Source organism: Treponema porcinum (genome assembly GCF_900167145.1).
In the GTDB taxonomy this organism is placed as follows: domain Bacteria; phylum Spirochaetota; class Spirochaetia; order Treponematales; family Treponemataceae; genus Treponema_D; species Treponema_D porcinum.
The window spans coordinates 70,303-92,635 of record NZ_FUWG01000013.1 but is presented as its reverse complement, the minus strand read 5'-3'; the positions used below and the strand labels follow the sequence as shown (position 1 = coordinate 92,635).

At 43.3% G+C, this 22,333-nt stretch carries 21 protein-coding genes; 13 read left to right on the top strand and 8 right to left on the bottom strand.

Annotated features, from left to right (window positions below; genetic code table 11):
- Positions 1-3: 3 nt before the first annotated feature.
- From hflC to B5D55_RS09040, 3 genes are all read left to right on the top strand, one after another.
- Positions 4-990 carry a protease modulator HflC gene (gene hflC, locus B5D55_RS09050; RefSeq protein WP_078933688.1) on the top strand — a complete coding sequence of 329 codons (987 nt, stop codon included), beginning with the start codon at positions 4-6 and terminating at the stop codon, positions 988-990.
- A gap of 9 nt (positions 991-999) precedes the next feature.
- Entirely contained in the window at positions 1,000-2,604 is a 1,605-nt protein-coding gene (locus tag B5D55_RS09045; protein ID WP_078933687.1) for a hypothetical protein, read from the top strand.
- A 175-nt stretch (positions 2,605-2,779) separates the two neighbouring features.
- Positions 2,780-4,270 carry an acyl-CoA carboxylase subunit beta gene (locus B5D55_RS09040; RefSeq protein ID WP_078933686.1) on the top strand — a complete coding sequence of 497 codons (1,491 nt, stop codon included), beginning with the start codon at positions 2,780-2,782 and terminating at the stop codon, positions 4,268-4,270.
- Positions 4,271-4,385: 115 nt separating this feature from the next.
- Here B5D55_RS09040 and B5D55_RS09035 read toward each other — a convergent pair whose 3' ends face one another.
- Positions 4,386-4,832, bottom strand: a complete 447-nt coding sequence (locus B5D55_RS09035) for a hypothetical protein (RefSeq protein ID WP_143593306.1) — start codon at positions 4,830-4,832, stop codon at positions 4,386-4,388.
- Positions 4,833-5,116: 284 nt separating this feature from the next.
- Between B5D55_RS09035 and B5D55_RS09030 the strand changes: the two genes are divergently transcribed.
- Positions 5,117-6,163: a magnesium transporter CorA family protein gene (locus tag B5D55_RS09030; RefSeq protein ID WP_078933684.1), complete on the top strand. Its 1,047-nt coding sequence runs from the start codon at positions 5,117-5,119 to the stop codon at positions 6,161-6,163.
- A gap of 93 nt (positions 6,164-6,256) precedes the next feature.
- On the opposite strand, the gene B5D55_RS09025 is transcribed toward B5D55_RS09030, so the two are convergent.
- A complete protein-coding gene (locus tag B5D55_RS09025) occupies positions 6,257-6,946 on the bottom strand; it encodes a metallophosphoesterase family protein (RefSeq protein WP_078933683.1) in 690 nt (229 codons plus the stop codon).
- 25 nt (positions 6,947-6,971) lie between these two features.
- Positions 6,972-8,129: a histidinol-phosphate transaminase gene (gene hisC / locus B5D55_RS09020; protein WP_078933682.1), complete on the bottom strand. Its 1,158-nt coding sequence runs from the start codon at positions 8,127-8,129 to the stop codon at positions 6,972-6,974.
- 110 nt (positions 8,130-8,239) lie between these two features.
- On the opposite strand from hisC, the gene cyaB reads away from it, so the two are divergent.
- From cyaB to sppA, 3 genes are read left to right on the top strand one after another with little or no spacing between them, the layout of a single operon-like run.
- Entirely contained in the window at positions 8,240-8,842 is a 603-nt protein-coding gene (cyaB, locus tag B5D55_RS09015) for a class IV adenylate cyclase (protein WP_159446198.1), read from the top strand.
- Positions 8,843-8,876: 34 nt separating this feature from the next.
- Positions 8,877-9,623 (top strand): DUF975 family protein, encoded by a 747-nt coding sequence (locus B5D55_RS09010; protein WP_078933680.1) that lies wholly within the window; start codon positions 8,877-8,879, stop codon positions 9,621-9,623.
- An 11-nt stretch (positions 9,624-9,634) separates the two neighbouring features.
- Positions 9,635-10,603 carry a signal peptide peptidase SppA gene (gene sppA / locus B5D55_RS09005; RefSeq protein WP_078933679.1) on the top strand — a complete coding sequence of 323 codons (969 nt, stop codon included), beginning with the start codon at positions 9,635-9,637 and terminating at the stop codon, positions 10,601-10,603.
- Positions 10,604-10,656: 53 nt separating this feature from the next.
- On the opposite strand, the gene B5D55_RS09000 is transcribed toward sppA, so the two are convergent.
- From B5D55_RS09000 to B5D55_RS08985, 4 genes are all read right to left on the bottom strand, one after another.
- Positions 10,657-11,286: a regulatory protein RecX gene (locus B5D55_RS09000; RefSeq protein WP_078933678.1), complete on the bottom strand. Its 630-nt coding sequence runs from the start codon at positions 11,284-11,286 to the stop codon at positions 10,657-10,659.
- A gap of 3 nt (positions 11,287-11,289) precedes the next feature.
- Positions 11,290-11,682 (bottom strand): 30S ribosomal protein S9, encoded by a 393-nt coding sequence (rpsI, locus tag B5D55_RS08995; RefSeq protein WP_078933677.1) that lies wholly within the window; start codon positions 11,680-11,682, stop codon positions 11,290-11,292.
- 13 nt (positions 11,683-11,695) lie between these two features.
- Positions 11,696-12,127: a 50S ribosomal protein L13 gene (rplM, locus tag B5D55_RS08990; RefSeq protein WP_078933676.1), complete on the bottom strand. Its 432-nt coding sequence runs from the start codon at positions 12,125-12,127 to the stop codon at positions 11,696-11,698.
- A 170-nt stretch (positions 12,128-12,297) separates the two neighbouring features.
- A complete protein-coding gene (locus B5D55_RS08985; protein ID WP_078933675.1) occupies positions 12,298-12,528 on the bottom strand; it encodes a hypothetical protein in 231 nt (76 codons plus the stop codon).
- A gap of 285 nt (positions 12,529-12,813) precedes the next feature.
- Between B5D55_RS08985 and B5D55_RS08980 the strand changes: the two genes are divergently transcribed.
- From B5D55_RS08980 to argS, 6 genes are all read left to right on the top strand, one after another.
- On the top strand, positions 12,814-14,004 hold the full coding sequence (locus B5D55_RS08980; protein WP_078933674.1) for an ABC transporter ATP-binding protein: 1,191 nt from the start codon (positions 12,814-12,816) through the stop codon (positions 14,002-14,004).
- Positions 14,001-14,957, top strand: coding sequence for an ABC transporter permease (locus tag B5D55_RS08975; RefSeq protein ID WP_078933673.1), 957 nt, complete (start codon positions 14,001-14,003; stop codon positions 14,955-14,957). The genes B5D55_RS08980 and B5D55_RS08975 overlap by 4 nt, the downstream gene beginning before the upstream one ends.
- Positions 14,954-15,835 carry an ABC transporter permease gene (locus B5D55_RS08970; RefSeq protein ID WP_078933672.1) on the top strand — a complete coding sequence of 294 codons (882 nt, stop codon included), beginning with the start codon at positions 14,954-14,956 and terminating at the stop codon, positions 15,833-15,835. Before B5D55_RS08975 ends, B5D55_RS08970 begins: the two co-directional genes overlap by 4 nt.
- A 116-nt stretch (positions 15,836-15,951) precedes the next feature.
- Positions 15,952-16,989 (top strand): extracellular solute-binding protein, encoded by a 1,038-nt coding sequence (locus B5D55_RS08965; protein ID WP_078933708.1) that lies wholly within the window; start codon positions 15,952-15,954, stop codon positions 16,987-16,989.
- 262 nt (positions 16,990-17,251) lie between these two features.
- Positions 17,252-18,901 carry a putative bifunctional diguanylate cyclase/phosphodiesterase gene (locus B5D55_RS08960; RefSeq protein ID WP_159446197.1) on the top strand — a complete coding sequence of 550 codons (1,650 nt, stop codon included), beginning with the start codon at positions 17,252-17,254 and terminating at the stop codon, positions 18,899-18,901.
- A 246-nt stretch (positions 18,902-19,147) separates the two neighbouring features.
- A complete protein-coding gene (gene argS, locus B5D55_RS08955; protein ID WP_078933707.1) occupies positions 19,148-20,962 on the top strand; it encodes an arginine--tRNA ligase in 1,815 nt (604 codons plus the stop codon).
- Positions 20,963-21,020: 58 nt separating this feature from the next.
- Here the strand turns inward: argS and B5D55_RS08950 are convergent, their stop codons facing one another.
- Positions 21,021-22,250, bottom strand: a complete 1,230-nt coding sequence (locus B5D55_RS08950) for an OmpA family protein (RefSeq protein ID WP_078933670.1) — start codon at positions 22,248-22,250, stop codon at positions 21,021-21,023.
- Positions 22,251-22,333: the final 83 nt, after the last annotated feature.

Here is a 22,333-nt window from a genome sequence, read left to right as displayed (position 1 = left end):
CAAATGACAAAACAGAATAAAAAATTCTTTATCACGCTTGCAGCAGCTGCAGCTGTTGTCGTTATTTTTCTTATGATGGGACCGTTCTACATTATAAATGAAGGCTATCAGGCGGTCGTAACGCGTTTCGGCGGAATTGTATCTACGCACACGGAAGCCGGGCTGTATTTCCGCATTCCGTTCATCGACCAGGTAACGACATATCCAAAACTGGTGCTTTCTCTCGACGGTGACTCACAGCGCATTCCAACAAAGGAAAACCAGTTCATCATCGTAGACACTACAAGCCGGTGGAAAATTACTTCCCCTGCAAAATTCTACCAGAGTTTCAAGACTTTGGACAACGCATACAACAAATTAAGCGACATAATCGACTCGTCTACGCGAACTGTCATCACGCAGAACAGGCTGAGCGAAATCGTCCGCAGTTCAAACATCATAAATGAACGGACGGCAATTCAGGCTGACGACAAGGACGAAGAAACAAAAGAAATCGAATCGCTTGTGAACGTAAACAACGTAAACGAGTCCGTTTCAAAAGGACGTAACGAACTTTGCCGGCAGATGACGGCAGAGGCGAACAAACTTGTGCCGGAATACGGAATTGAACTGATTGACATCGTTCCCAGACAGATAAAATATTCCGACGAGCTGACTGAAAGCGTATACAACAGAATGATAAAGGAACGCAATCAGGTGGCGCAGGCATACCGTTCTCTCGGTGAAGGAAAAAAAGCCGAATGGATGGGAAAACTTGAAAACGAAAAGCGCACCATTCAGTCAGAGGCATACAGAAAGTCAGAGGAAATAAAAGGAGAGGCAGACGCCAAGGCTGCGCGGATTTATGCGGAAGCATACAACAAAGACCCGGAATTCTATAATTTCTGGAAAAGTATGGAATCATACAAGTCTACGCTGAAAGACTCAAACGCAACGTACAGCACGAATATGGACTACTTCAAGTATCTGTATTCACCGAACGGAAGGTAGCGGCTTTTTATGGAAAATATTTTATCAGCAGAAAAAGAAGTGCTTTTGCGGACGTCGCTTGACGAAATGATGTTCGCAAAGACAAAATTTTCTTCCCTTATGTACGAAAAAGGGTATATTGCAGAAAGCGACGGAACTGACGGCGGTGTGCGCTTCAGCGAATGGGCGTTCTCCGGCACAAAAACGATAGACGGAACTGTTTATTTTTCGGGAGAAGGATTTACAGGAACGGCAGTTTCAGAACTCCCTGAAAAAAACGTTTCAAACAACGAAATAAAGCAGATTTTGTTTGCAATTTGCCGCGCATACGACTGTGCGCAGAAGCAGGACATTCAGCTTCCGTGTGCAGGTCCGAGCGCCGTTCTGTATGATGAAAAAACAAAGCGGCTTCTGTTCGTTCCGCAAAAAACGTTCGGGCGTTCCTGCGCCAATCTCGGAAAAGAGCAGTACAATCTTATCATTGACCCCTGGTGCGAGGCGGCTTTTTCCGGAAACCGGGCAATGAATTTTACGCGGGCGGTATACATTTATTTTGCCTTCACAAAAAATCTTCCCTACCCGGCTGGTACGGAAACGGACAAAAGCGTTTCCATTGCCTACAGCAATTTCTGTCCGCTTGAACTGTGCGTAAACGGAATTGACCGCACTCTTGCAGCCGCCATAAACAGCGCATTGTGCGGAAAAACCGCGCAGACGGATTTTCCTATGAAAGCGCTGGAAGAGGAACTTTTCCGCACAGAACCTCGCAAAAAAATTATGTCCGACGACCTTTTTGAAAAATCCGCCGAACTGTATATGAAAAAACTGGCAAACCGTATACAGAAAAAACAGCGTTTTGACCGCCGGGCAGGAACTGTAATTGCGGCGGCGGCAATCATTCTTTTCATTACAGTTTTCATTATAAACGCTGTCTTTGAAAACAGGAAAAAACCTACGGTCATCGGACTTTCTTCCCTCCAGACTACAGAAATTTTCTACGCAGGAATTCACCGGATGGACACAGACTATATGCTTGCCGCCGCGGAAAACTGTCCGCAGGCACAGGGTTACATTTCGCGCGTTCCGCAGATATTCGTAACTACGCAGATGAAAGCCGCATATAATTTTGAATCCGGAATGTCTACTCCTGAAAACTGGATGTTCTTTGAACCTGATTCATCCCGGGCATATTCTCACTCAATCTACGGAATTACAAACTTTACGGCAGACGGAATACCGTCCACCCTTACCCAGTCGGCACCCTCGCTCAGAAACCATCCGCCAAAACTTACGCGCGTCGGTGAAGAACGGCTTACGGAATTTTCCCGCGCACAGCACACGGCGCATTACTACCTTGTTCATACTGTTGACAATATGATTGTCATCGAAGAATTTACTACTGTCGTAGAACTTAAATACACCGGAAAAAAATGGCAGATAGCATTCCTAAATGAATCAAGCAACAAGGAAACGCTTTCGCCGCTTACATTCTCGCTTGATTTGAAAGAAGCGCTTGAAAAATGCGGCGGAAACACGGTAGATGCCGTAGATCAGCTTCGCGAAAAATATCCGTGGGTTCCAACACGGGAATCTATGCTGGCGGAAGAGGCGCGCCTTGACGCAATCGGCTATTGAACAGGAACGTTTTTTCTTACGCACGACTAAATGACATTTTTCCAAAATTTGTCATATTGACAACAAACCGGCATTTTTATATCATAAAATAAAGGAAACACTGAATAATCCGAGTGCGGAATTATCGCTTCGAGTGTTAATCAGCATTTTCCAAAGTACCAGTTGGAGGAATCTAATGGAATACGCAGTTGAAAAACAACACGCAAAAGGAAAATTTCACGCAATAGAGAGAATCAACCAGCTTTGCGATAAAGACACATTTATGGAAATCTATTCAGGTGTACGCCATAACTGTACAAGTTTCGGAATGGACAAAAAAGACATTCCTTATGACGGCGTAATCACCGGTTTTGGAAAAATAAACGGCAGAAAAGTTGCTATCTACGCACAGGACTTCACCGTTCAGGGCGGCTCATTGGGTCGTATGCACGGAGAAAAAATCGCAGAACTTATAGACAAAGCAATTCAGGCGCGCTGTCCTGTAATCGGAATAAACGATTCGGGCGGAGCACGCATTCAGGAAGGCGTTGATGCATTGTGCGGCTACGGAGATTTGTTCTACCAGAACGTACGCGCATCTGGAAGCGTTCCGCAGATTTCTATTGTAGCAGGACCTTGCGCTGGCGGCGCAGTTTACTCACCGGGAATAACCGACTTCATTTTTGCAGTAGACAAAATCAGCCAGCTGTTCATCACTGGTCCTAAAGTCGTAAAATCAGTTATGTTTATGGACATTACCGCAGAAGACTTGGGCGGCGCTTCCATTCACTCAAAAAAATCAGGAGTTGCTCATTTCCGCTGTGAAAGCGAGCCTGACTGTTACGACAAAGTACGCCGCCTGCTTGACTACATTCCGCATTATTACGGCGACGAGCTTGTTCAGGCAGCAAAATACCACTTTGATGCACACAAAAAGACAAAGCATATCGAAAAAATCCTGCCGGAAAATACGCGCCAGGGTTACGATATCCGCGAAGTCATCAATGACGTTACGGATGACGACTCATTCTTTGAAGTATCACAGGAATTCGCAATCAACTGTGTAATCGGTTTTGCAAAAATCGAAGGCCGTTCCGTCGGTATCATTGCAAACAACCCGGCAGGAATGGGCGGTGTTCTTGACTGCGACGCATCTGACAAAATTGCGCGCCACGTACGCTACTGCGATGCATATAACATTCCTCTTCTTACGTTCGTCGATGTTCCTGGCTTTATTCCGGGACCGCAGGAAGAACAGAAGGGAATTATCCGCCACGGTGCAAAGGTAATCTACGCCTATTCAGAAAGTTCCGTGCCGAAAGTAACTGTCATCACGCGCAAGGCTTACGGCGGAGCGTATATCGCAATGTGTTCAAAACACATTGGTGCTGACTACGTATATGCCTGGCCGGCATCAGAAATTGCCGTTATGGGCGCAGACGGTGCAGTAGGCATTCTGTATGCAAAAGAACTTGCCGACCCGTCAAAAGCCGGCGAAGTTGCAGAAAAAAAAGCACAGTATGAAAAAGAGATTATGACTCCTACAATTGCAGCAAAACGCGGCTACATCAGCGAAGTCATTTCTCCTGCGGACACGCGTAAATACGTAGCAAAAAGCTTTGACTTCCTTGCAGAAAAAGCCGCTATGGATAAGCCGCTTAAAAAGCACGGAAACATTCCGCTGTAATTCAATTAAGACAAGAAATTTTCCGCGCGGAATGAATGTTTCACCGCACGGAAAAAACTTCTTTTTTCCATAAAAAGCCTTTGGGAATCGACATTTTCCGCTCCCTAAGGCTTTTTCATTTTAACCCGAACGATCCGAATTCGTCTTTCCAGACACTGCCATCCTCATACCGTATAAAATTTGCGTAAAAATAATCAGTCATATACAATTCTCCGCTTTCTTCCCAATCCGACGAAACAAACGAACGCAAGTCAATCTCAAAACTGCGGCAATCACCAGGAAAAACGCGTTCTGCAAAATCTACAGTAATAAAATCGGAAGATAATGCCGGTTCACCGTCACCGTTAAACAAACTCAGAACGACGGAAAACGCTTCCACCGTCTTTTTGCTGTTGTTGCAAAAAGTAAAATCGTAGGAAAGCGGACCGCCGCAAGGAATTCCGCCGGAACTGAATTCTCCCTGCTCTACGGAGTATACTCCGCCGGAAGAAATACATCCGTCCAGAATGCAGCACAACAAAAACATAAAAACAAAACAGCCGACATACAAAAGTTTTTTCATTTTCACCTCTACCTGTATATCGAATTTTTCTTTAAAAAAAGGCAAAATTTACACAAATAAAAAGATTTTTTTACCTGTTTTTTTCATATTAAAATTGAACATTGCTCTTTTTTCTGATATATTGCAGTAATTGACTTGACATTTCACTTTCAGGAGGTGCGTATGGACAGCGGAAGCGATAGTTCCGGTTATCATGGTGTGTATGTTATACGCAATCCGCAGCAGGAAATGTCACTCTAAAACGACTGCTCCTGTATGCTACATTTTTTTCACAGGACAGAACAATGATTACATACTGGCAGCAAAACGACGGAAAACTCCTGAAAATCAAAAAAGAAGAACTCGACGAAACTCAGCGCACCTGGGTTGATGCACGCGTCGTTACCCGCGATGACGTTGAACTTTTGCAGGAAGAATACAAAATCGACCCTGAACATATCCTTGATATTCTTGACCCGGATGAACTTTCACGCCTTGAAGACGGCGATACGTATATCCTTACGATTTTACGCCTTCCTTTCTATGACCCTGCGGCAGAAACGCAATATTCAACAGTTCCGCTGGGAATAATCATTAAAGAAAACTGCATCATCACAATCTGCTGGACTGACTGCGAAGTTCTCAAGGATTTTTCAATGGGACGCGTAAAAGGCATCACACTTTCTGATTTTCCGGCATTCATTATGCGGCTTTTGGGCAGGGCAAATATGACGTTCCTGCGCTACTTAAAGGAAATCAACCGCCGTTCCGCCGCCATTCAGAATGAACTTCAGCTGGCTGTAGAAAACCGCGAGATTATGCAGCTTCTGGGACTTGAAAAATCACTCGTTTACTTTACGACGTCATTAAAAAGCAACCAGCTGCTCCTTGAAAAATACCGCAAGACAAAACTCATTAAACTTGACTACGAAGATATGGACTGGCTTGACGACGTAGAAATCGACAGCCACCAGGCTATTGAAATGGCAGACACGTACAGGAACGTCCTTCTTGGCGTAACGGACGCATTCGACTCCGTCATCAACAATAACCTGAATATGTATATGAAGCGACTTTCAATCCTGAACATCATTATGATGGTGCCTACATTCATCACAAGTTTCTGGGGTATGAACATTGAACTGCCGCTTGTAAAATACGGAAAATGGTCTGTTCTGATTTTAAGCGGACTGTGCCTTTTCTCCATTTTTGTAACGAATTTTATTCTTGGAATTATGGAACGCAGATACCCGAAAGCGCGCAAAGAACAGACCATTAAAATCAAGCAGAAACGCAAGGAACGGAAAAACGCAAGGCGGCTTAAATCAATAGAAGCGGCACTGCTAGAATAGCCTCGTCTTCCCCATCCACAAAGCATTCAAAAACTGTAAAAAAAAAAGCCGGATATACTCCGGCTTTTTCTTTATATTTTTGTTTTTTTCATATTAGATTTTTTTAATTTCTGCATTTTTTACAATGAATTCACCATCGTTTTTTTCAATTTCAAGAACGGCATACGTTCCCTGATTTCCAAGGCTTCCTGAATTTATAACCGTTGTCCTTCCGATTTTGTCGATCGAAGTTCCCTCGTGAATATGCCCTGTAACGACAGCAAGTGGCTGAATCTGCTCGATAAGTTCGCGGAATTTTTGAGAGCCGGCGTGAAGCGTATCGTTCACAGCATCACATTTTGTGTCTTTAGGAGGATTGTGCGAAATTATAATCAGATTTCGCCACGTATCTTTTTCATCACCGCCGGAAGCAGAATTAAGTATATCAAAATCCTTAATAATATCGTCTTCCGGCCGTTCATTCGGTGTATCGTGCGTAAATTCTGTTGCACCGCCAGAACCGAGTATTGCAATTCCGTCAGTATAATTCAAAGTCCTCTCGGCATTTATTCCAGAATCTTCAAGCTGCTCTAAAAAATCCGGCACATCGTGATTTCCAAGAACCGCATATATTTCATCGTGCTTTGAGCAAAGTTTTTCCAAAACCGGCTCTCCCGGAAGCTTACTGATAACGTCTGCAAAATCTCCGCCGAACAGAACTGCATCGCACGATTTAAACTCATCATCAAGCTTGTCAAGAACGGACGAATTTCCGTGTATATCTGTCATAACTAAAAATTTCATAATATCTCCAACAACCTCTGTATTTTTAAACAGACTGAAGTCTGCCTATAACACGCTTCAGCTCATTCATCTGTTTTTTTGTTCCTATTGTAATGCGCACATAATCTTCTATTCCCTTTGTGCTGAAATGGCGGACAAGAATTCCCTCCTGTTTTATGCGCTGATAGACTTCTTCGCCGCCCATTCCCGGCTTCTGCGCAAACACAAAATTCGTCTGCGAAGGAATTACGTTCCAGCCGTTTTCAGAAAGAAATCTGATAAAATCATCGCGCTCACAGGCAACTTTTCGGGCACACTCTGCATAATACCAAGGATTTTCGCAAGCCGCTTTTCCGGCAGCCTGCGCAACAGCATCAACAGGAAAATGATTGAGACTGTTCTTGACCGTAGTAACGGTATTTACAAGTTCAGGATTTGCAACGATATAGCCAAGACGCATTCCGGCAGAACAAAGGCTCTTGCTGAACGTACGGACTATCACAAGATTTCTGAATTCAGAAAGAAGCGGAATGCAGCTTTCTCCGCCAAAATCGCAGTACGCTTCATCAACGACAAACACTTTGTCAGAATCTGCGGACTTAATCATCGCTCTGACTTCATCACGTGTAAGCCCTCGGCCGGTAGGCGCATTCGGATTTGCAAAAATAATTCCGGAACCGTTCGCTTTTGCGCGGGACAGCATCTCCGCAGTATCAAGCGTCCAGTCTGCATTAAGAGGAATCACGTCGGTCGGAATATTGTAGAAGCCGGCATATACCGGATAAAAACTGTACGTAAATTCCGGCAGGACAAGCCTGTTCGCGCTGTCAAAAAACGCATAGAACACAAAAGATAAAACTTCGTCGCTTCCGTTACCGGCATAAATCATATCGGGAGTTACCACAAACGGAATTTTATCTTCCTGAGCCGGCTCGCATTTTTTTCCGGAAACACTTGCGCGGCACAGAACACCGCCGGTCTTGTTCAGCATATCAGCAATTGATGCACGAAGACTAAGCGAATCCGGGTCTGGATAAAGCGCAAGTTTCATCGGATTTTTCTTTACAAAAGCACCAGTCGCCTTAATCACCTCAGGCGCCGGCGGATACGGATTTTCATTTGCATTTAATTTTATATACACCCTGTCCTTAGGCTGCTCGCCCGGAACATATGGGTGAAGGTTTTTCATACGTTCGGAAATCATACCGCTATTCTATTGTTTTTTTTCAGATACTGCAATTGAAATTGACATTGAAAACACCGCCGTCACACATATTATTTGCGCAACTGAATAAAGAATTGTATAATGGAAAAATGTTTGAAGTTGAACTGAAAGCACACGTCTGCAACAGAGAAGAACTCATCAAAAAACTCAATAGTTTTGCAGACTACATACGGACAGTAGAAAAAAGCGATGTCTATTATCATCTTCCCGTTTCAACCGGCAGTTCAGGAAAAAAATCATACATAAGCACGCGAATACGGACGGAACGTCAGTCCGACTCACAGGAAGAAAAATGCACTTATTACCTTACATATAAAAAGAAAGAAATCAGGCAGAATGCAACCGGAATTTCATCCGAACTGAATGACGAAAAAGAAACAGTACTTTCAGATGCAGGCGCAGTCGAGGCGCTACTTTCGGACATCGGTTTCAAACCTGCGCTCCACAAGAAAAAAAACGTACTGGCATATCAGGCACAGACAGAATACGGAACGGCAGCGCTTGAGCTGTGTACGGTCGGCGGACTCGGCGACTTTATCGAGATAGAAATTCTTTCGGAAACCGACGACGAAAAGACAGTCAGCGCCATTCAGGACACATTAAAATCACTTCTTTTAAAATGCGGAATTCCGCTTGAGAACATCGAGCCGAAATATTACAGTGAACTTCTGGCAGAAGTTGAAAACAAATAACGAAGTTAGTATAACAAGGAGGCAGTTTCTAACTATGTTCGACAGAAAAAAATACAAACAATTTGCAAAAATGCAGCTTTCAAAGCGTTGGTTTACGCCGGTCATTATGACATTGATTTGCTTTGTAATCCTTTTTCTTCTTGAGGCGCGGGATTTTAAAGAAGCCTTTATGGAACTTTCAGAATTTACAATACCTGCGGACGAAGTACTTTTTACGACGGAAACAGCCGAAACAGGTACATATATGTTTGACACAATCCGCAGCTGGATAACTATTCTTGTAGAATTCATCCTGATGTTCGCCCAGCTTAACGTCTATCTTACTATGTCAAAAGGACCTGAAAAAATTACGCTGGGAACATTCGTTGAAGGATTAGGTATGTGGGTAAAAGCTGTTCTTGCCGGATTATGGAACACGCTGTGGGTATTCCTGTGGTCAATGCTGTTTCTCATTCCGGGAATCGTAAAATTCTATGCATACTCGCAGATGTTCTATCTTCTTGCAGAATTCCCGGAACTGTCCGTGTCAAAAGCAATGAAAATCAGCATTGAAATTACACGCGGACATAAAGGCGACCTTTTTGTAATGCACCTAAGCTTTATCGGCTGGGCAATTCTTGCTGCAATACCGGTAGGACTGGGATATTTGTGGCTTATGCCGTATATCAATATGTCAATGACAAACGCATACCACGGACTTTTAAAAGACGCGCTTTCCACCGGTGTTATAAAGCTGGAGGATTTAAAAGGCACTTCAACCGGCGCAAACAGAGATTTTTAGGCGGAAATAATATGAAAGACAACAAAAAAAACGGAATTATCGTTCTTGCAATCATTGTAGCAGTAACGCTTTTCTTTACGGCAGTAAGTGCACTTGGAATTACAGCCCCGGATTTTAAAAGCAGTCCCTCCGGAACAATAAAAACTGCCGCAGCACGCAAAGGCAAAAACGGATATATCGCAGCGCTTTACATTGAAGGCGTAATCGACACGGAAAACCAAACTTATAACCAGAAATGGCTTCTTGATACAATAAGAAACCTTAAAAATGACAGGCAGAACAGGGGAATTGCGCTTTTCGTAAACTCTCCGGGCGGAGCAGTATACGAAGCGGACGAAGCATATCTTGCACTTCAGGACTACAAGACGGCAGGAAAACCTGTCTACGCATATCAGGCAAACCTTGCTGCTTCCGGCGGATATTACATTTCGTGCGCCGCTGATAAAATCTACGCAAACCGCAACACACTTACCGGTTCTATCGGCGTAATTACCGCAAGTTCTTTCGACGTAACGGAGATGCTCTCAAAAATCGGCGTAAAATCTGAAACAATCCACGCTGGAAAGAACAAAAATATGTTCAACTACAACGAGCCTGTCAGCGAAGAGCAGAAACAGATTATGCAGAACATCGCCGACGAATGTTATGAACAGTTTACGGGAATAGTTGCTATGAGCAGAAATATTCCGCTGTTTGAGGTAAAAAAACTTGCTGACGGGCGGATTTATACCGCAAAACAGGCGCTTTCAAACGGACTGATTGATTCCATTGATACGTGGGAAAATATGATTTCCAATATAAAGCTGGAAGAATTTGACGGAAAAGACGTAAATCTGATTGAATTCCGCTACAAAAAAGATCCGTCTTTACGCGATATGGTATTGGGAAGCCTGTTCGGTTCTGCAACGCTTAATTCCCTTAAGGAAATGTCGGAACAGGTGCAGCTGCAATATCCGGCGTTTATCTACCAGACAAAATAACGGACTATACAAAGTAACAAAATATACAAGAAAAAACGGGCTGTCTGCTAAGTTTAATTACTTTCCGGCAGCCCTTCATTTTCTGCGTTACGTATAGTCCGCTTAATAAGCTGATACGAAAAGCCCGCTCCCGTCATAGAACGGATAAGCGCCTCCTCCGATTTTCCCGCGCGTACGTATTTATTATACGCTTTTTCGCAAAGCGCCTCTTCCGGATTTTCAGCAAAAAACTCATCAAGAGCTTCGCAACTGTTCTCTTTTGAAATACCGCGCGAAAGCAATTCTGCAAGAAGCCTTTTCCTTCCTTCATAATGATTTATTTTCCGGGAATTAAGCCAGGCGCGGGCGAAGCGTCCGTCGTTCAGGTAATTTTTTTCTTCAAGATAGTCGAGGGCCACATCAATATATTTTCTTTCGTAATTTTTTTTAAGCAATTTCTGCGCAAGATTAAAACGACACTGCTCTGCCCTTGCAAGATACTCAACAGCCTTGCATTCTGCGCTGTACGTCATTCCGGCATCAATAATGTCGTCTTCCTCTTCTTCTGAGAATTCTGCATCTTTTTCTATTGCAGCCGGCGAAACGATTTTGAGAAACGTAGTTCTAATAAAAAAAGCAAGTCCCGTATCAGAAGTAATCTTGATGACTTCCGGCGAAACTTGCTCTGTACTGTAGATAACCAAAGACTAACGCTTAGAGAACTGGAATCTTCTGCGTGCGCCTCTCTGACCGTACTTCTTGCGTTCAACCATACGAGAGTCGCGAGTAAGATAACCGTTTGCCTTCAATGAAGTATGACAATCCGGGTCAATCTGAAGCAAAGCACGAGAAATACCATGCAGACAAGCAGCAGCCTGTCCGTTAAGTCCGCCGCCAACAACAGTTATAACAATATCATACTTACTGTCGTTTGAAGTAACAAGCAAAGGCTGTGCAACAAGCTTAACCTGCTCTTCAAGCGGGAAATATTCCTTTACGTCTTTTCCGTTTACAACAATTTTTCCTGAGCCTTCGCGGACAAATACGCGGGCTACAGCTGTCTTTCTTCTACCTGTTCCAATAGCAATATTCTTAACCATCTTAAACTCCTAATTAAAGTTCAACAGCTTTCGGATTCTGCGCTGCGTGCGGATGTTCCGGACCTGCATAGATTTTTACATTATCCATAAGAACGCGTCCAAGACGTCCGTTAGGAAGCATTCCCTTTACTGCAAGGCGGATAGGATCTTCTGGATGCTTTTCAATGAGCTTTTCAAATGTATGAGCCTTGAGGCTTCCTACATAACCGGTTGTATATTTGTAGTAAATCTTTTTCTGTTCTTTTCCACCGGTAACAGCAACTTTATCAGCATTGATAATTACTACGTAATCACCCATTTCCTGATTAGGAGTATAGGTAGGCTTTTCTTTACCGCGAACAATAGAAGCAGCTTTTGCAGCTACACGTCCAAGTGGTTTGCCAGCAGCGTCGATGACAAACCAGTCGCGCTTCTGTTCTTTTTCATTTACGAAAATAGTTTTCATGTATATACCTTAAAAATAATAAAGTTTCACGCATCCGCCGCCTTGCATCAGACAGCTTCTGCAGAAGAATCCGATGAGCAGTCAGACCCTTCTTTTATATACGGGGTATACTACTGTACCTTTTTTACAAAGAAGAGTCAATAATAAAACACTGCATAACAGAAGGGATTTTATTTTTCTTCGTCCGAGCGGGCTTCAAGTTCTTCTCTTTTTGCGTCACGCTTATCCTTTATATCTGCTGCTCCTATAAAAAGGCAGATAAGTCCAAGAAAAGCTGCAAGAACAGGTGCGCCGCCTTTCAGAAAATTGATGACGTCTGCACCCCAGTTCAGAGGAAACACCGGAAGAACTGAAAATACAGTAAAAACAACAAGAATAATTCCTAATATAAGAGATACCATCGTACACTCCAGCAAAACATCAAAGTAATTTTCAAACAGATTTGCAACGCAAACCCGCGTCTTTCGGCGCATAATTACATTGTTTTTACTATACTACATAAAACGTCAATCTGCAAGTTGACAGATTTTTTTTCACTTTATTCCGCACCGAAAAATACCGCAAAAAAAAGTCCATTTATTTTTTCTAAAACTATTGACAATTAAGAGTAATAACTTCATTGTAAGCAAAAATATTCATTACTGCAGGTTGTGCAGGTCTTATCATAATTGACAGAGGTTGCTTAGGTGAACGGAAGCCAGGTTACCATTGATCATGTCTCAAAGCGCTTCGGAGATTTCGTTGCCCTTGACGACATTAACTTTACTATCAAGCCGGGAGAATTCTTTTCCCTGCTTGGACCTTCAGGATGCGGTAAAACAACATTGCTCCGTATTCTTGCCGGATTTGAGTTCCCAGATGACGGAGCCGTTCTTTTTGATGAAAAAAACGTTGCCAGGCTGCCTCCGAACAAGCGGCACTCAAACACCGTTTTTCAGACGTATGCACTGTTTCCGCATATGTCCGTCTATGACAACATCGCCTTTCCGTTAAAACTGCGGAAACTCGGAAAAGATGAAATAGACGAAAAAGTGCGTCATTACGTTCATCTTGTTCAGCTTGACCAGCACATCGACAAAAAGCCGAACCAGCTTTCCGGCGGACAGAAGCAGCGCGTCGCCATTGCACGTGCACTTATAAACGAACCGAAAGTCCTTCTGCTTGACGAACCGCTTTCTGCACTTGATGCAAAGCTTCGCTCCAGCCTGCTGATTGACCTTGACAATCTTCACGACAAAATCGGCATTACATTCATTTACGTTACGCACGACCAGAGCGAAGCGCTCGCCGTTTCGGACAGGATTGCCGTAATGAATGCAGGACACGTCCTTCAGGTAGGAACGCCTTTTGAAATCTACGAAAGCCCTGCTACGCAGTTTGTAGCACAGTTCATCGGCGAAACAAACCTTTTTGAGGCAACCGTCGTAGACTGCCTTCCATATAAAACTGCGGAAGGAAATTCTGAATACCTCGAAACGCTTTCCGTTCCGTGCCTTGGTCAGCAGGCACCTCTTGCGTCGGACACAGCGGAAGAAACGAGCCTTGACCGCTATATGCAGGTAACCGACTACGAACAGACAAAACCGGGGCAGAAAGTAGCCGTTACAATCCGCCCTGAAAAAGTGCGCATTACGCTTACGCCTCCGGAAACTGGCGGACGCACGGACATAAACGTCTATTCCGGTATCGTTGAAGAGCCGATTTATTCCGGCTTTCAGTCTAAATTCTATGTAAAGCTTGATTCGGGTGCCGTAATAAAAGTTTTCAAGCAGCACACGGATTATATGGATCAGGGACCTGTCATCCGCTGGAAGGACAAAGTATACGTATCCTGGTCAGCAGATGATGCATACGTAGTAGAGGACATTGAAAAATGAAAAATACAGCGCAGGAAGAAAGACCAAAACCTGACGGTGAGGCAACAGTAAGAAAGTCGCTGCTCAATCAGGGCAGTCTGTATGCGTGGCCTATGGGAATATGGCTCATCATATTCTTTGTAGCACCGCTTATAATCATTCTTGTCTACAGTTTCCTGAAAAAAGACGCATACGGTGCAGTCCTTCCGCAGTTTTCGCTCAAGGCATACGCAGATATGTGCAATCCGAAATACGCGATAATCGTTCTAAGGACGCTGAAAATTTCCATTGTTTCAACAGCCATAACGATTGCAATCGCGCTTCCCTGTGGCTACGCCATTGCACGGAGCAGGCATCAGATGCTTCTTCTGCTTCTTGTAATAATTCCGTTCTGGACAAATTCGCTCATCCGCATTTTTGCCTGGATAAGCATTCTGAACAATGACGGAATTATAAACCAGATTTTAATGCGGCTTCACATCACAAAGGAGCACCTTTCCCTTCTGAACAATCAGGGCGCAGTCATCCTTGTTTCCGTGTATATGTACATTCCGTATGCAATCCTTCCGATTTTTACGGCAATCGACAGGTTCGACTTTTCACTGCTGGAAGCGGCACGCGATCTTGGCGCCTCAAAAAATCAGGCTATGGTAAAAGTACTTCTTCCGGGAATAAAAAGCGGAATTATCTCTGCGCTTATATTTACGTTCATTCCGATTTTCGGCGCATACACAGTTCCGGATTTAGTCGGCGATATGAATTCTTATATGCTCGGAAAACTGATTGTAGACCAGGTACAGCGCACTAATCGAAACCTGCCGCTCGGTTCTGCATTTAGCCTTGTCATTACGCTTGTAAGCATCATAGGAATTTTATGGATGGAGCTGGCTAAGAAAAAAGAAGCTAAACTCAAGAAGTCTTCTACAAAAGAAGAAAACTATGTATCGGCACAGACCGCAGGAGCAGTAAAATGAAAAACGTATTTTTTGCACTGCACGGTTTATTATCGCGGAAAAATCATCCGAAAACAGCAGAAGCGGCGCGCCACGCCAAGAAAAACTGGAAAAAGCACCGCCCTGCATTTTCCGTGTCAAACGTACTGCTTGTACTTACGCTGCTGTTCCTTTTTGCGCCGCTTATTTTCATCATAATATTTTCTTTCAACGGCACGAAAGGGTCTGAATTTACGAATTTTTCGCTTGTCTGGTATAAAAAACTGCTGTTTGATTCCGACAAGCTGTGGGCATCGCTTTTAAACAGCGTAATAATCGCCTTTTCCGCAGGGATTGTTTCAACAATTTTGGGAACGCTTGCGTCCATCGGAATAAACTGGTACAAATTCCGCGGACGGAACGTAATTCAGACTCTTACATATCTTCCGATGGTTCTTCCGGAAGTTATCGTAGGAATTTCCACGCTGATATTTTTCGGCGGAATACACGTTCCTCTCGGTCTTTTTACGATTTTTGCGGCGCACACAACGTTCTGCCTTCCGTTTGTTTTTCTTATGGTAAATGCCCGCCTTGACGAATTTGACTATTCGATTATCGAAGCGGCGCACGATTTGGGAGCATCGGAACTTCAGACAATGCTTAAAGTCGTCGTGCCGGCAATTATGCCGGGAATTTTAAGCGGCTTTATGATGGCAATTACTATGTCGCTGGAAGATTTCGTAATCACCTACTTTGTAGGCGGTCCGGGTTCTACAACGCTTCCGGTATACGTATATTCGTCAATAAAATACGGTGTATCTCCAGTAATCAATTCGCTTTCCTGCGTGATGATTTCAATCACCTGCCTTCTGGCGTTCACCCTTAGAAAAGGACTGAAAGGCATTGCCGCATCACATTAAGCGGCTATAGTGGCTCCAGCTTCTTGCGCAGAAAAACTTTGTGCAGGATAAAAATAAATCTGCGTTGCGGATTTCTTATTTTAATTAAGGAACAGCCCGTTCCGAAAGGTATTGAAATGAAAAAGGTCAATATCATTCTTGCAGCCGCACTTGCCGGCACTATTGGATTATCGTCTTGCTCAAAAGCAGGCGCTAATAACACCCTTTACCTGTTCAACTGGACGTACTACACGCCTGACTCCGTAATCGAAAAGTTCGAGCAGGAATACGAATGCAAAGTTGTCGTAGACTCATTCGATTCAAACGAAGTTATGTATGCAAAACTTCGTAACGGCGCTTCCGGTTATGACATTACGTTCCCGTCGCAGGATTACACATCAATTATGATTAAACAAGGAATGCTGCAGGAAATTGACCAGGAGCAGTTTGAAAACAAAAAATACATCAATCCGGCTGCGCTTGAAAAAGCAGTATATGACCCGGAGATGAAGTATTCAGTTCCGTATTATATGGGTGCAGCAGGAATTGCAGTAAACAAGACAAAAGTTACTGATTACGAGAAAAGCTGGAACATTTTTGCGCGAAAAGACCTGAAAGGTCATATGACGATGATGGACGATATGCGCGAAGTAATGGGCGATGCCCTTGCATACTGCGGCTATTCCGTAAATACTCTTGACGATGCACAACTTACGCAGGCAGTCGACCTGGTAAACAAAGAATGGAAGCCGAACCTCATCAAATTTGATGCAGAAGGCTTCGGAAAATCATTTGCAACAGGCGATTTCTGGGTTTGCCAGGGATATGCGGAAGTAGTATACGGCGAAGTTCAGGAAGAAAAGCAGGACGATATAATCGATTTCTTCATTCCGGCAGAAGGCGGACCGATGTATCTTGATTCTATGGTTATCCTTAAAGGCGCAAAACATTACGATCTTGCAATGAAATTCATCAATTTCTTCCACCGTCCGGAAATTTATGCAGAATTCCTTGACACGTTCAAGTTCCCGTCGTTTGTAAATACAGAAGCTGCAAAGTACACCACAAAAAAACCGATGTACAAGGCAGAGGAAATGAGCAACTGTGAACTCAAGAACGATCTTGGCGAAGGTCTAGAAAAATATAATGAGTATTGGCAAAATATTCGCTTTTAGTTTTTAAAAAACTAGTGTAGAATAAAAGCATCGGGAAACAGGAAGATATGTTTCCGGTTTTTCCGGTGTTTTTTTTATTTAAAAACAAAAAATCGGATTTGAAGTTTTTCAAAATATCGGACAGATGTTTTTATAAAACACACAGCATAAAAAGACCAGCAAATTTATTTAAGAGCCTTTTTATGTAAGGACCAGATAATTGAAAAACAGTGCGGCAGTTTCAGACTCTACTACGTTAAATCAAAAAGACTTTATGTCTATCATGAATTCCATTTTCTCGCCTCTTATTGTAGCCCGCCCTATCATTTTGCCACAGGGACAGAAGGATTTTGAACTTGTATTTTTTAATGAAGCATTCAGCCGCACAGTTTCAAAAACAATTCTAAAATTTCACTATTTTCATGAGTTTAAAGCATTACTTTCAACAGAAGTTCCATGGAACGATATGGCAGACAAAGCAATCAACAAAATTCCATGCGAACCTGTAACTTATTTTTCTGACTTAAGTAACGGCTGGTTCAGAGTCCAGATGAAAGGTATGGACGGAAAATACATCGTCGTAAACATTGAAAACATCACAAAAGAGCGTGAACATTCAAAAAAACTGCTTGATACCGCATACATAGACATTCTTACAGGTCTTTACAACAGGAACAAATTTCTTGACGACATTGCAGATCTTACGGCACAGGCGCAGTTTAACGGAACAAAACTCGGACTTCTCCTCATAGACATAGACAATATGAAAATCATAAATGACTACAACGGTCATACAGCCGGAGATGAAGTCCTGAAAAAATCCGCAGAAATACTAAATCGGTTCAGCAAGAACATTATAAAGGCCTACCGTTTTGGCGGAGACGAATTCCTCCTCGCAATCAAAAACTGCTCGTCAATGGACAGCATTACAAACGTCTGCGACACCGTTTTTGAGTCGTTTAACAGCGAACAGATAAAATTTTCCGGCGGAATTGCAGTATACCCGGACGATTCGGAAGAACCAGAAGATTTACTGCGCTTTACCGACATTGCAATGCGAAGGGCAAAAAAAGACGGCAAGAACAGAATAACTAATTTCAAGCCGGAAATGCAGCGAGTATTCATCCAGAAACTTAATATGCAGGCAAAAATGTCGGCGGCACTCTTAAACAGCGACTTTTATCTGGTGTACCAGCCGCAGTTCGACATAAAAACAGGGGATTTACGCGGTTTTGAGGCATTGATGCGCTGGCACGACAAAGAACTTGGAGATATAGGACCTGCAATATTCATTCCGCTGGCAGAAGAAACAGGTATGATACTTGAAATCGGCGACTGGGTTCTTAATACGGCATTCTGCACGCTGAAAAACTGGCAGCAGAAATATTCATTCAAGGGCATTATGTCCATAAACATTTCGCCTATGCAGCTTAAACAGCCGAACTTTATCGAAAACATCCGCAATCTGCTCATAAAATACAATCTTAATCCTGACGCTGTTGAAATTGAAATCACGGAAGGGATTATGATAGAAAATATGAACGAAGCAATAGAAAAGCTGAATTCGCTTAAAAATATAGGACTTAGCATTTCGCTTGATGATTTCGGAACTGGCTATTCTTCTTTAAGTTACCTTCAGGTTCTGCCTTTGAACACGCTAAAAATCGACAAGTCTTTTATAACCGGAATTACGGAAAAAAACGGAATTCAGGCAAACATTACGAATTCCATCATCACGATGGTTACAAAAATGGGACTTCAGACGATTGCAGAAGGCGTTGAAAAAAACGAGCAGCTTCAGATTTTAAAGGAATTCAACTGCCACATAGTCCAGGGATTTCTGCGCGGAAAACCTATGCTGGAACAAAACTGCGCTGCCTATCTTGGCGGAAAAAAATCTGCGCTTATCTCGCTGGAAACAGAAAAATCATAGCATTTTAATTGGCGCAGTTTATTTTATAGAATAAAAATCATATTTTTGATACTATGTTTTAGGGAAGTGTTGATTAACACTTGAAGTGCTTACTCTGCATTTCCAGTCAAATTGCCGTAAGTCATTGACTTACAGACAATTAGCTACATTCAAGGTTAACACAGAAAAATCCTCAATTAGGATTTATTTAGTGTTTCCTTAGTCCGCATGTAAGTGCAGACGCTTATATTTTTTAAAGGAATTATTATGTCTGATGTAAAAAGCGAGTACCGCAGGATAGTTGCGGAAGCCCTGAACAAATTTATAAATGAAAAGAACGCCGGCTGCGCCCCTGTTAATGCAGATACCGTTGCCGTGCAGACTCCGCCTAATCCGGAAATGGGTGATTTGGGAATACCGATGTTCGTCTACGCAAAAACGCTGCGCGCCGCACCGGTGCAGATTGCCTCTGAAATCGTGCGGATTATAAATGAAACTTACTCAAAGGAAGAACTTTCACGCACAGGTGAATTTCTTGCAGTAGGACCTTACGTAAACCTGAAACTGAATAAGGCGGACGCAGGAAGCGCAATTCTGGAACGGATTGCACAGCAGAAAGACTCTTATGGCTCGCTTGATGAGGACGGCAAAAAGCCGCTTGAAGGTCGCCGCGTTATGATAGAATTCTCATCGCCTAATACAAATAAGCCGCTCCATCTTGGACACCTTCGTAACGACGCACTTGGTGAAAGCGTAAGCCGCATTCTGAAAAAAGCCGGAGCAGACATATACAAAGTTGACTTAATAAACAACCGCGGCGTTCACATCTGCAAGTCAATGCTCGCGTACAAGTTGTTCCACGAAGTAAACGGCGACACTCCGGAAAAACTCGGAATGAAAGGCGACCATTTTGTAGGACAGTGTTACGTTGAATTCGACAAATATTCAAAGGAACACCCGGAAGCCGGAAAACAGGCAGAAGAAATGCTTGTTAAATGGGAAGAGGGAGATTCCGAAATCCGCGCATTATGGCAGAAAATGAATGACTGGACGCTTAACGGCGTAAAAGAAACGTATGCACGTACAGGAGTTACGTTCGACAAATTCTACCTTGAAAGCGAAACTTACCTTAAAGGCAAGGACGAAATCCTTAAAGGACTTGAAAAAGGCGTTTTCTTCAAGGCAAACGACGGTTCCGTGCGCATTGACGTAACGGATGTTGTAGGAAAGGGAAAAGACGAGGACGCGCACGAAAAGGTACTTCTTAGAAAAGACGGAACTTCTGTATACATCACGCAGGACATAGGAACGGCAATCAGCCGCCACGACGACTGGCAGTTTAACCAGATGGTATACGTTGTTGCAAGTGAACAGAACTATCATTTTAAAATTCTGTTCCACATCCTTAAAAAACTCGGCTTTGACTGGACAGACAAGCTGTTCCACCTAAGCTACGGTCTTGTAAATCTTCCTAGCGGACGAATGAAAAGCCGCGAAGGAACAGTCGTTGACGCAGACGACCTTATTGACAGCCTGCACGAAGCAGCACTTGCAGAAATAAAGGAAAAAGGACGCGACGCAGAACTTTCCGATGCGGATGATGTTGCAGAAAAAGTTGCGCTTGCCGCCCTTCACTACTATCTGCTTCAGGTAAATCCTGTAAAAGATATGCTTTTCAATCCGGAAGAATCGCTGAGCTTCAACGGAAACACAGGTCCGTACCTTCAATATGTAGGTGCAAGAATTAACTCTATTCTTGCAAAAGCAAAGGAAAGCGGAATTACATCTGACGGTTCGAATGCGCCGCTTTTAACTCAGGCGGAAGAATGGGAACTTATTAAGGCACTCGGAGAATTTCCTGCGACTGTTGCAAAGGCGGCAGAAAACCTTGACCCTAGCATTATGACGGCGTACCTGTATGACGTAAGCAAACTGTTCAGCAAATTCTACCAGCAGTGCCCGATTGTAAGCGCAGAAACAAAGGAACTTGCCTCAGCACGCCTTTACCTTGCGGAATGTACGCTTACGGTTATGAAAAACGCAATGAATCTGGTGCTTGTTCCGTTCCTGGAAAAAATGTAAAAAAAAAAGGAAACGCAACAAGACGGAGCAGAAGCTGCCTGAAAAACTCAGGCAACTTTTATTCGTCCATAATCGTGATTTCAACGCGGCGGTTTTTCGCCCTTCCCTGCTCCGTCGTATTCGGAGCAACAGGAACGGAAGCGCCTTTTCCCTCCGTAAAAATGCAGTTAGGATTGCGAACATTCAAAAGCGAAAGATATTCAGCAACAGATACAGCGCGGTCTTCTGAAATACGCAGCTGGTTCTGTTTTGTGCCGCGGTCTGCGCAATGTCCGGTAATCAGTAAATCATTGTCAAACGTTTTTAAAATCTCTGCAATCTTTTCAAGTTTTACTTTTTCGCTTTCCATAAGGACAGCAGAATCCGGTTCAAACTGAATGTTCTCTATGCTGATTGTCACGCCCTTTTCGCCCTGCACTACGCCGATATTACCATAGCCAAGATTTGACACGGACTCGCTGATTTTCCGCAGGTTTTCTTCCGTACTTACGCGCTTGAATTCCGTAACTTCTGCGTGAGCCGTACCGGAAAACGTAATCTGGTCGCCATAAAACGTTTCGATAATGATTTTAAATTCTTCAGAATAATGGTCAATCATTCCTTTCTGATTATCCCACCAAATTTTCTGACTTGAATGTCCCATTGTAACGGCTGGCGCATTCAGAATATCCCTTGTAATGGAAGACGGACGCGAACTTTCAAAATACATAGAATATGTAACTTCAATAAGATTAAGCGTTCTTCCTGTGTTCTCATCAGTTTCGTCATCAACATATTCGTACTGTGCCGTAAAAGGAACTCTGAACGGTTTTTGAATGTTAAACGCCATCCTGAGGTCGTGCACCTCGTGACCTTCCGCACTCCATTTTCCGCCTTTTTTCACAGGATATTCAGGAAAAACAGGAACGTCACGCACCGTCGGCATAAAATAAATGTCTTCGATTGTGTATTTTCCGGTTCTGGTACGGACAAACGCGCTGTCGTATTCCTGTCCCCAGGAAAAAGAGCCGCCTCTTCCGCCCACGGACGTTTCTGAAGTCATAAAAGACGCCTCGTGCGCGGCGCTTCCGTCATCAAGAACATCGGTAACCTTGCAGAATATACGGTTTAAAATCTGCGCACGGTGATTGAGCGCGCCGTTTACGAAAACAGCTTCGTCAACAGTAGAGAGAATTCTGCTTGAATCATCTTTTTTATATTTGAATTCAAAAAGCGTTCCGTCTGCGTCCTGACTAAATGCCGCTGACACGAAAACCAGCGCTGAAATAAAAAAAACAGTTCTTTTCATACATTAAATATCGGCGCAATCGGCAGAACGGTATATCGAAAAAAAACGAACGCTTTTTGCTGTTCACAATAAACAGTAATAAT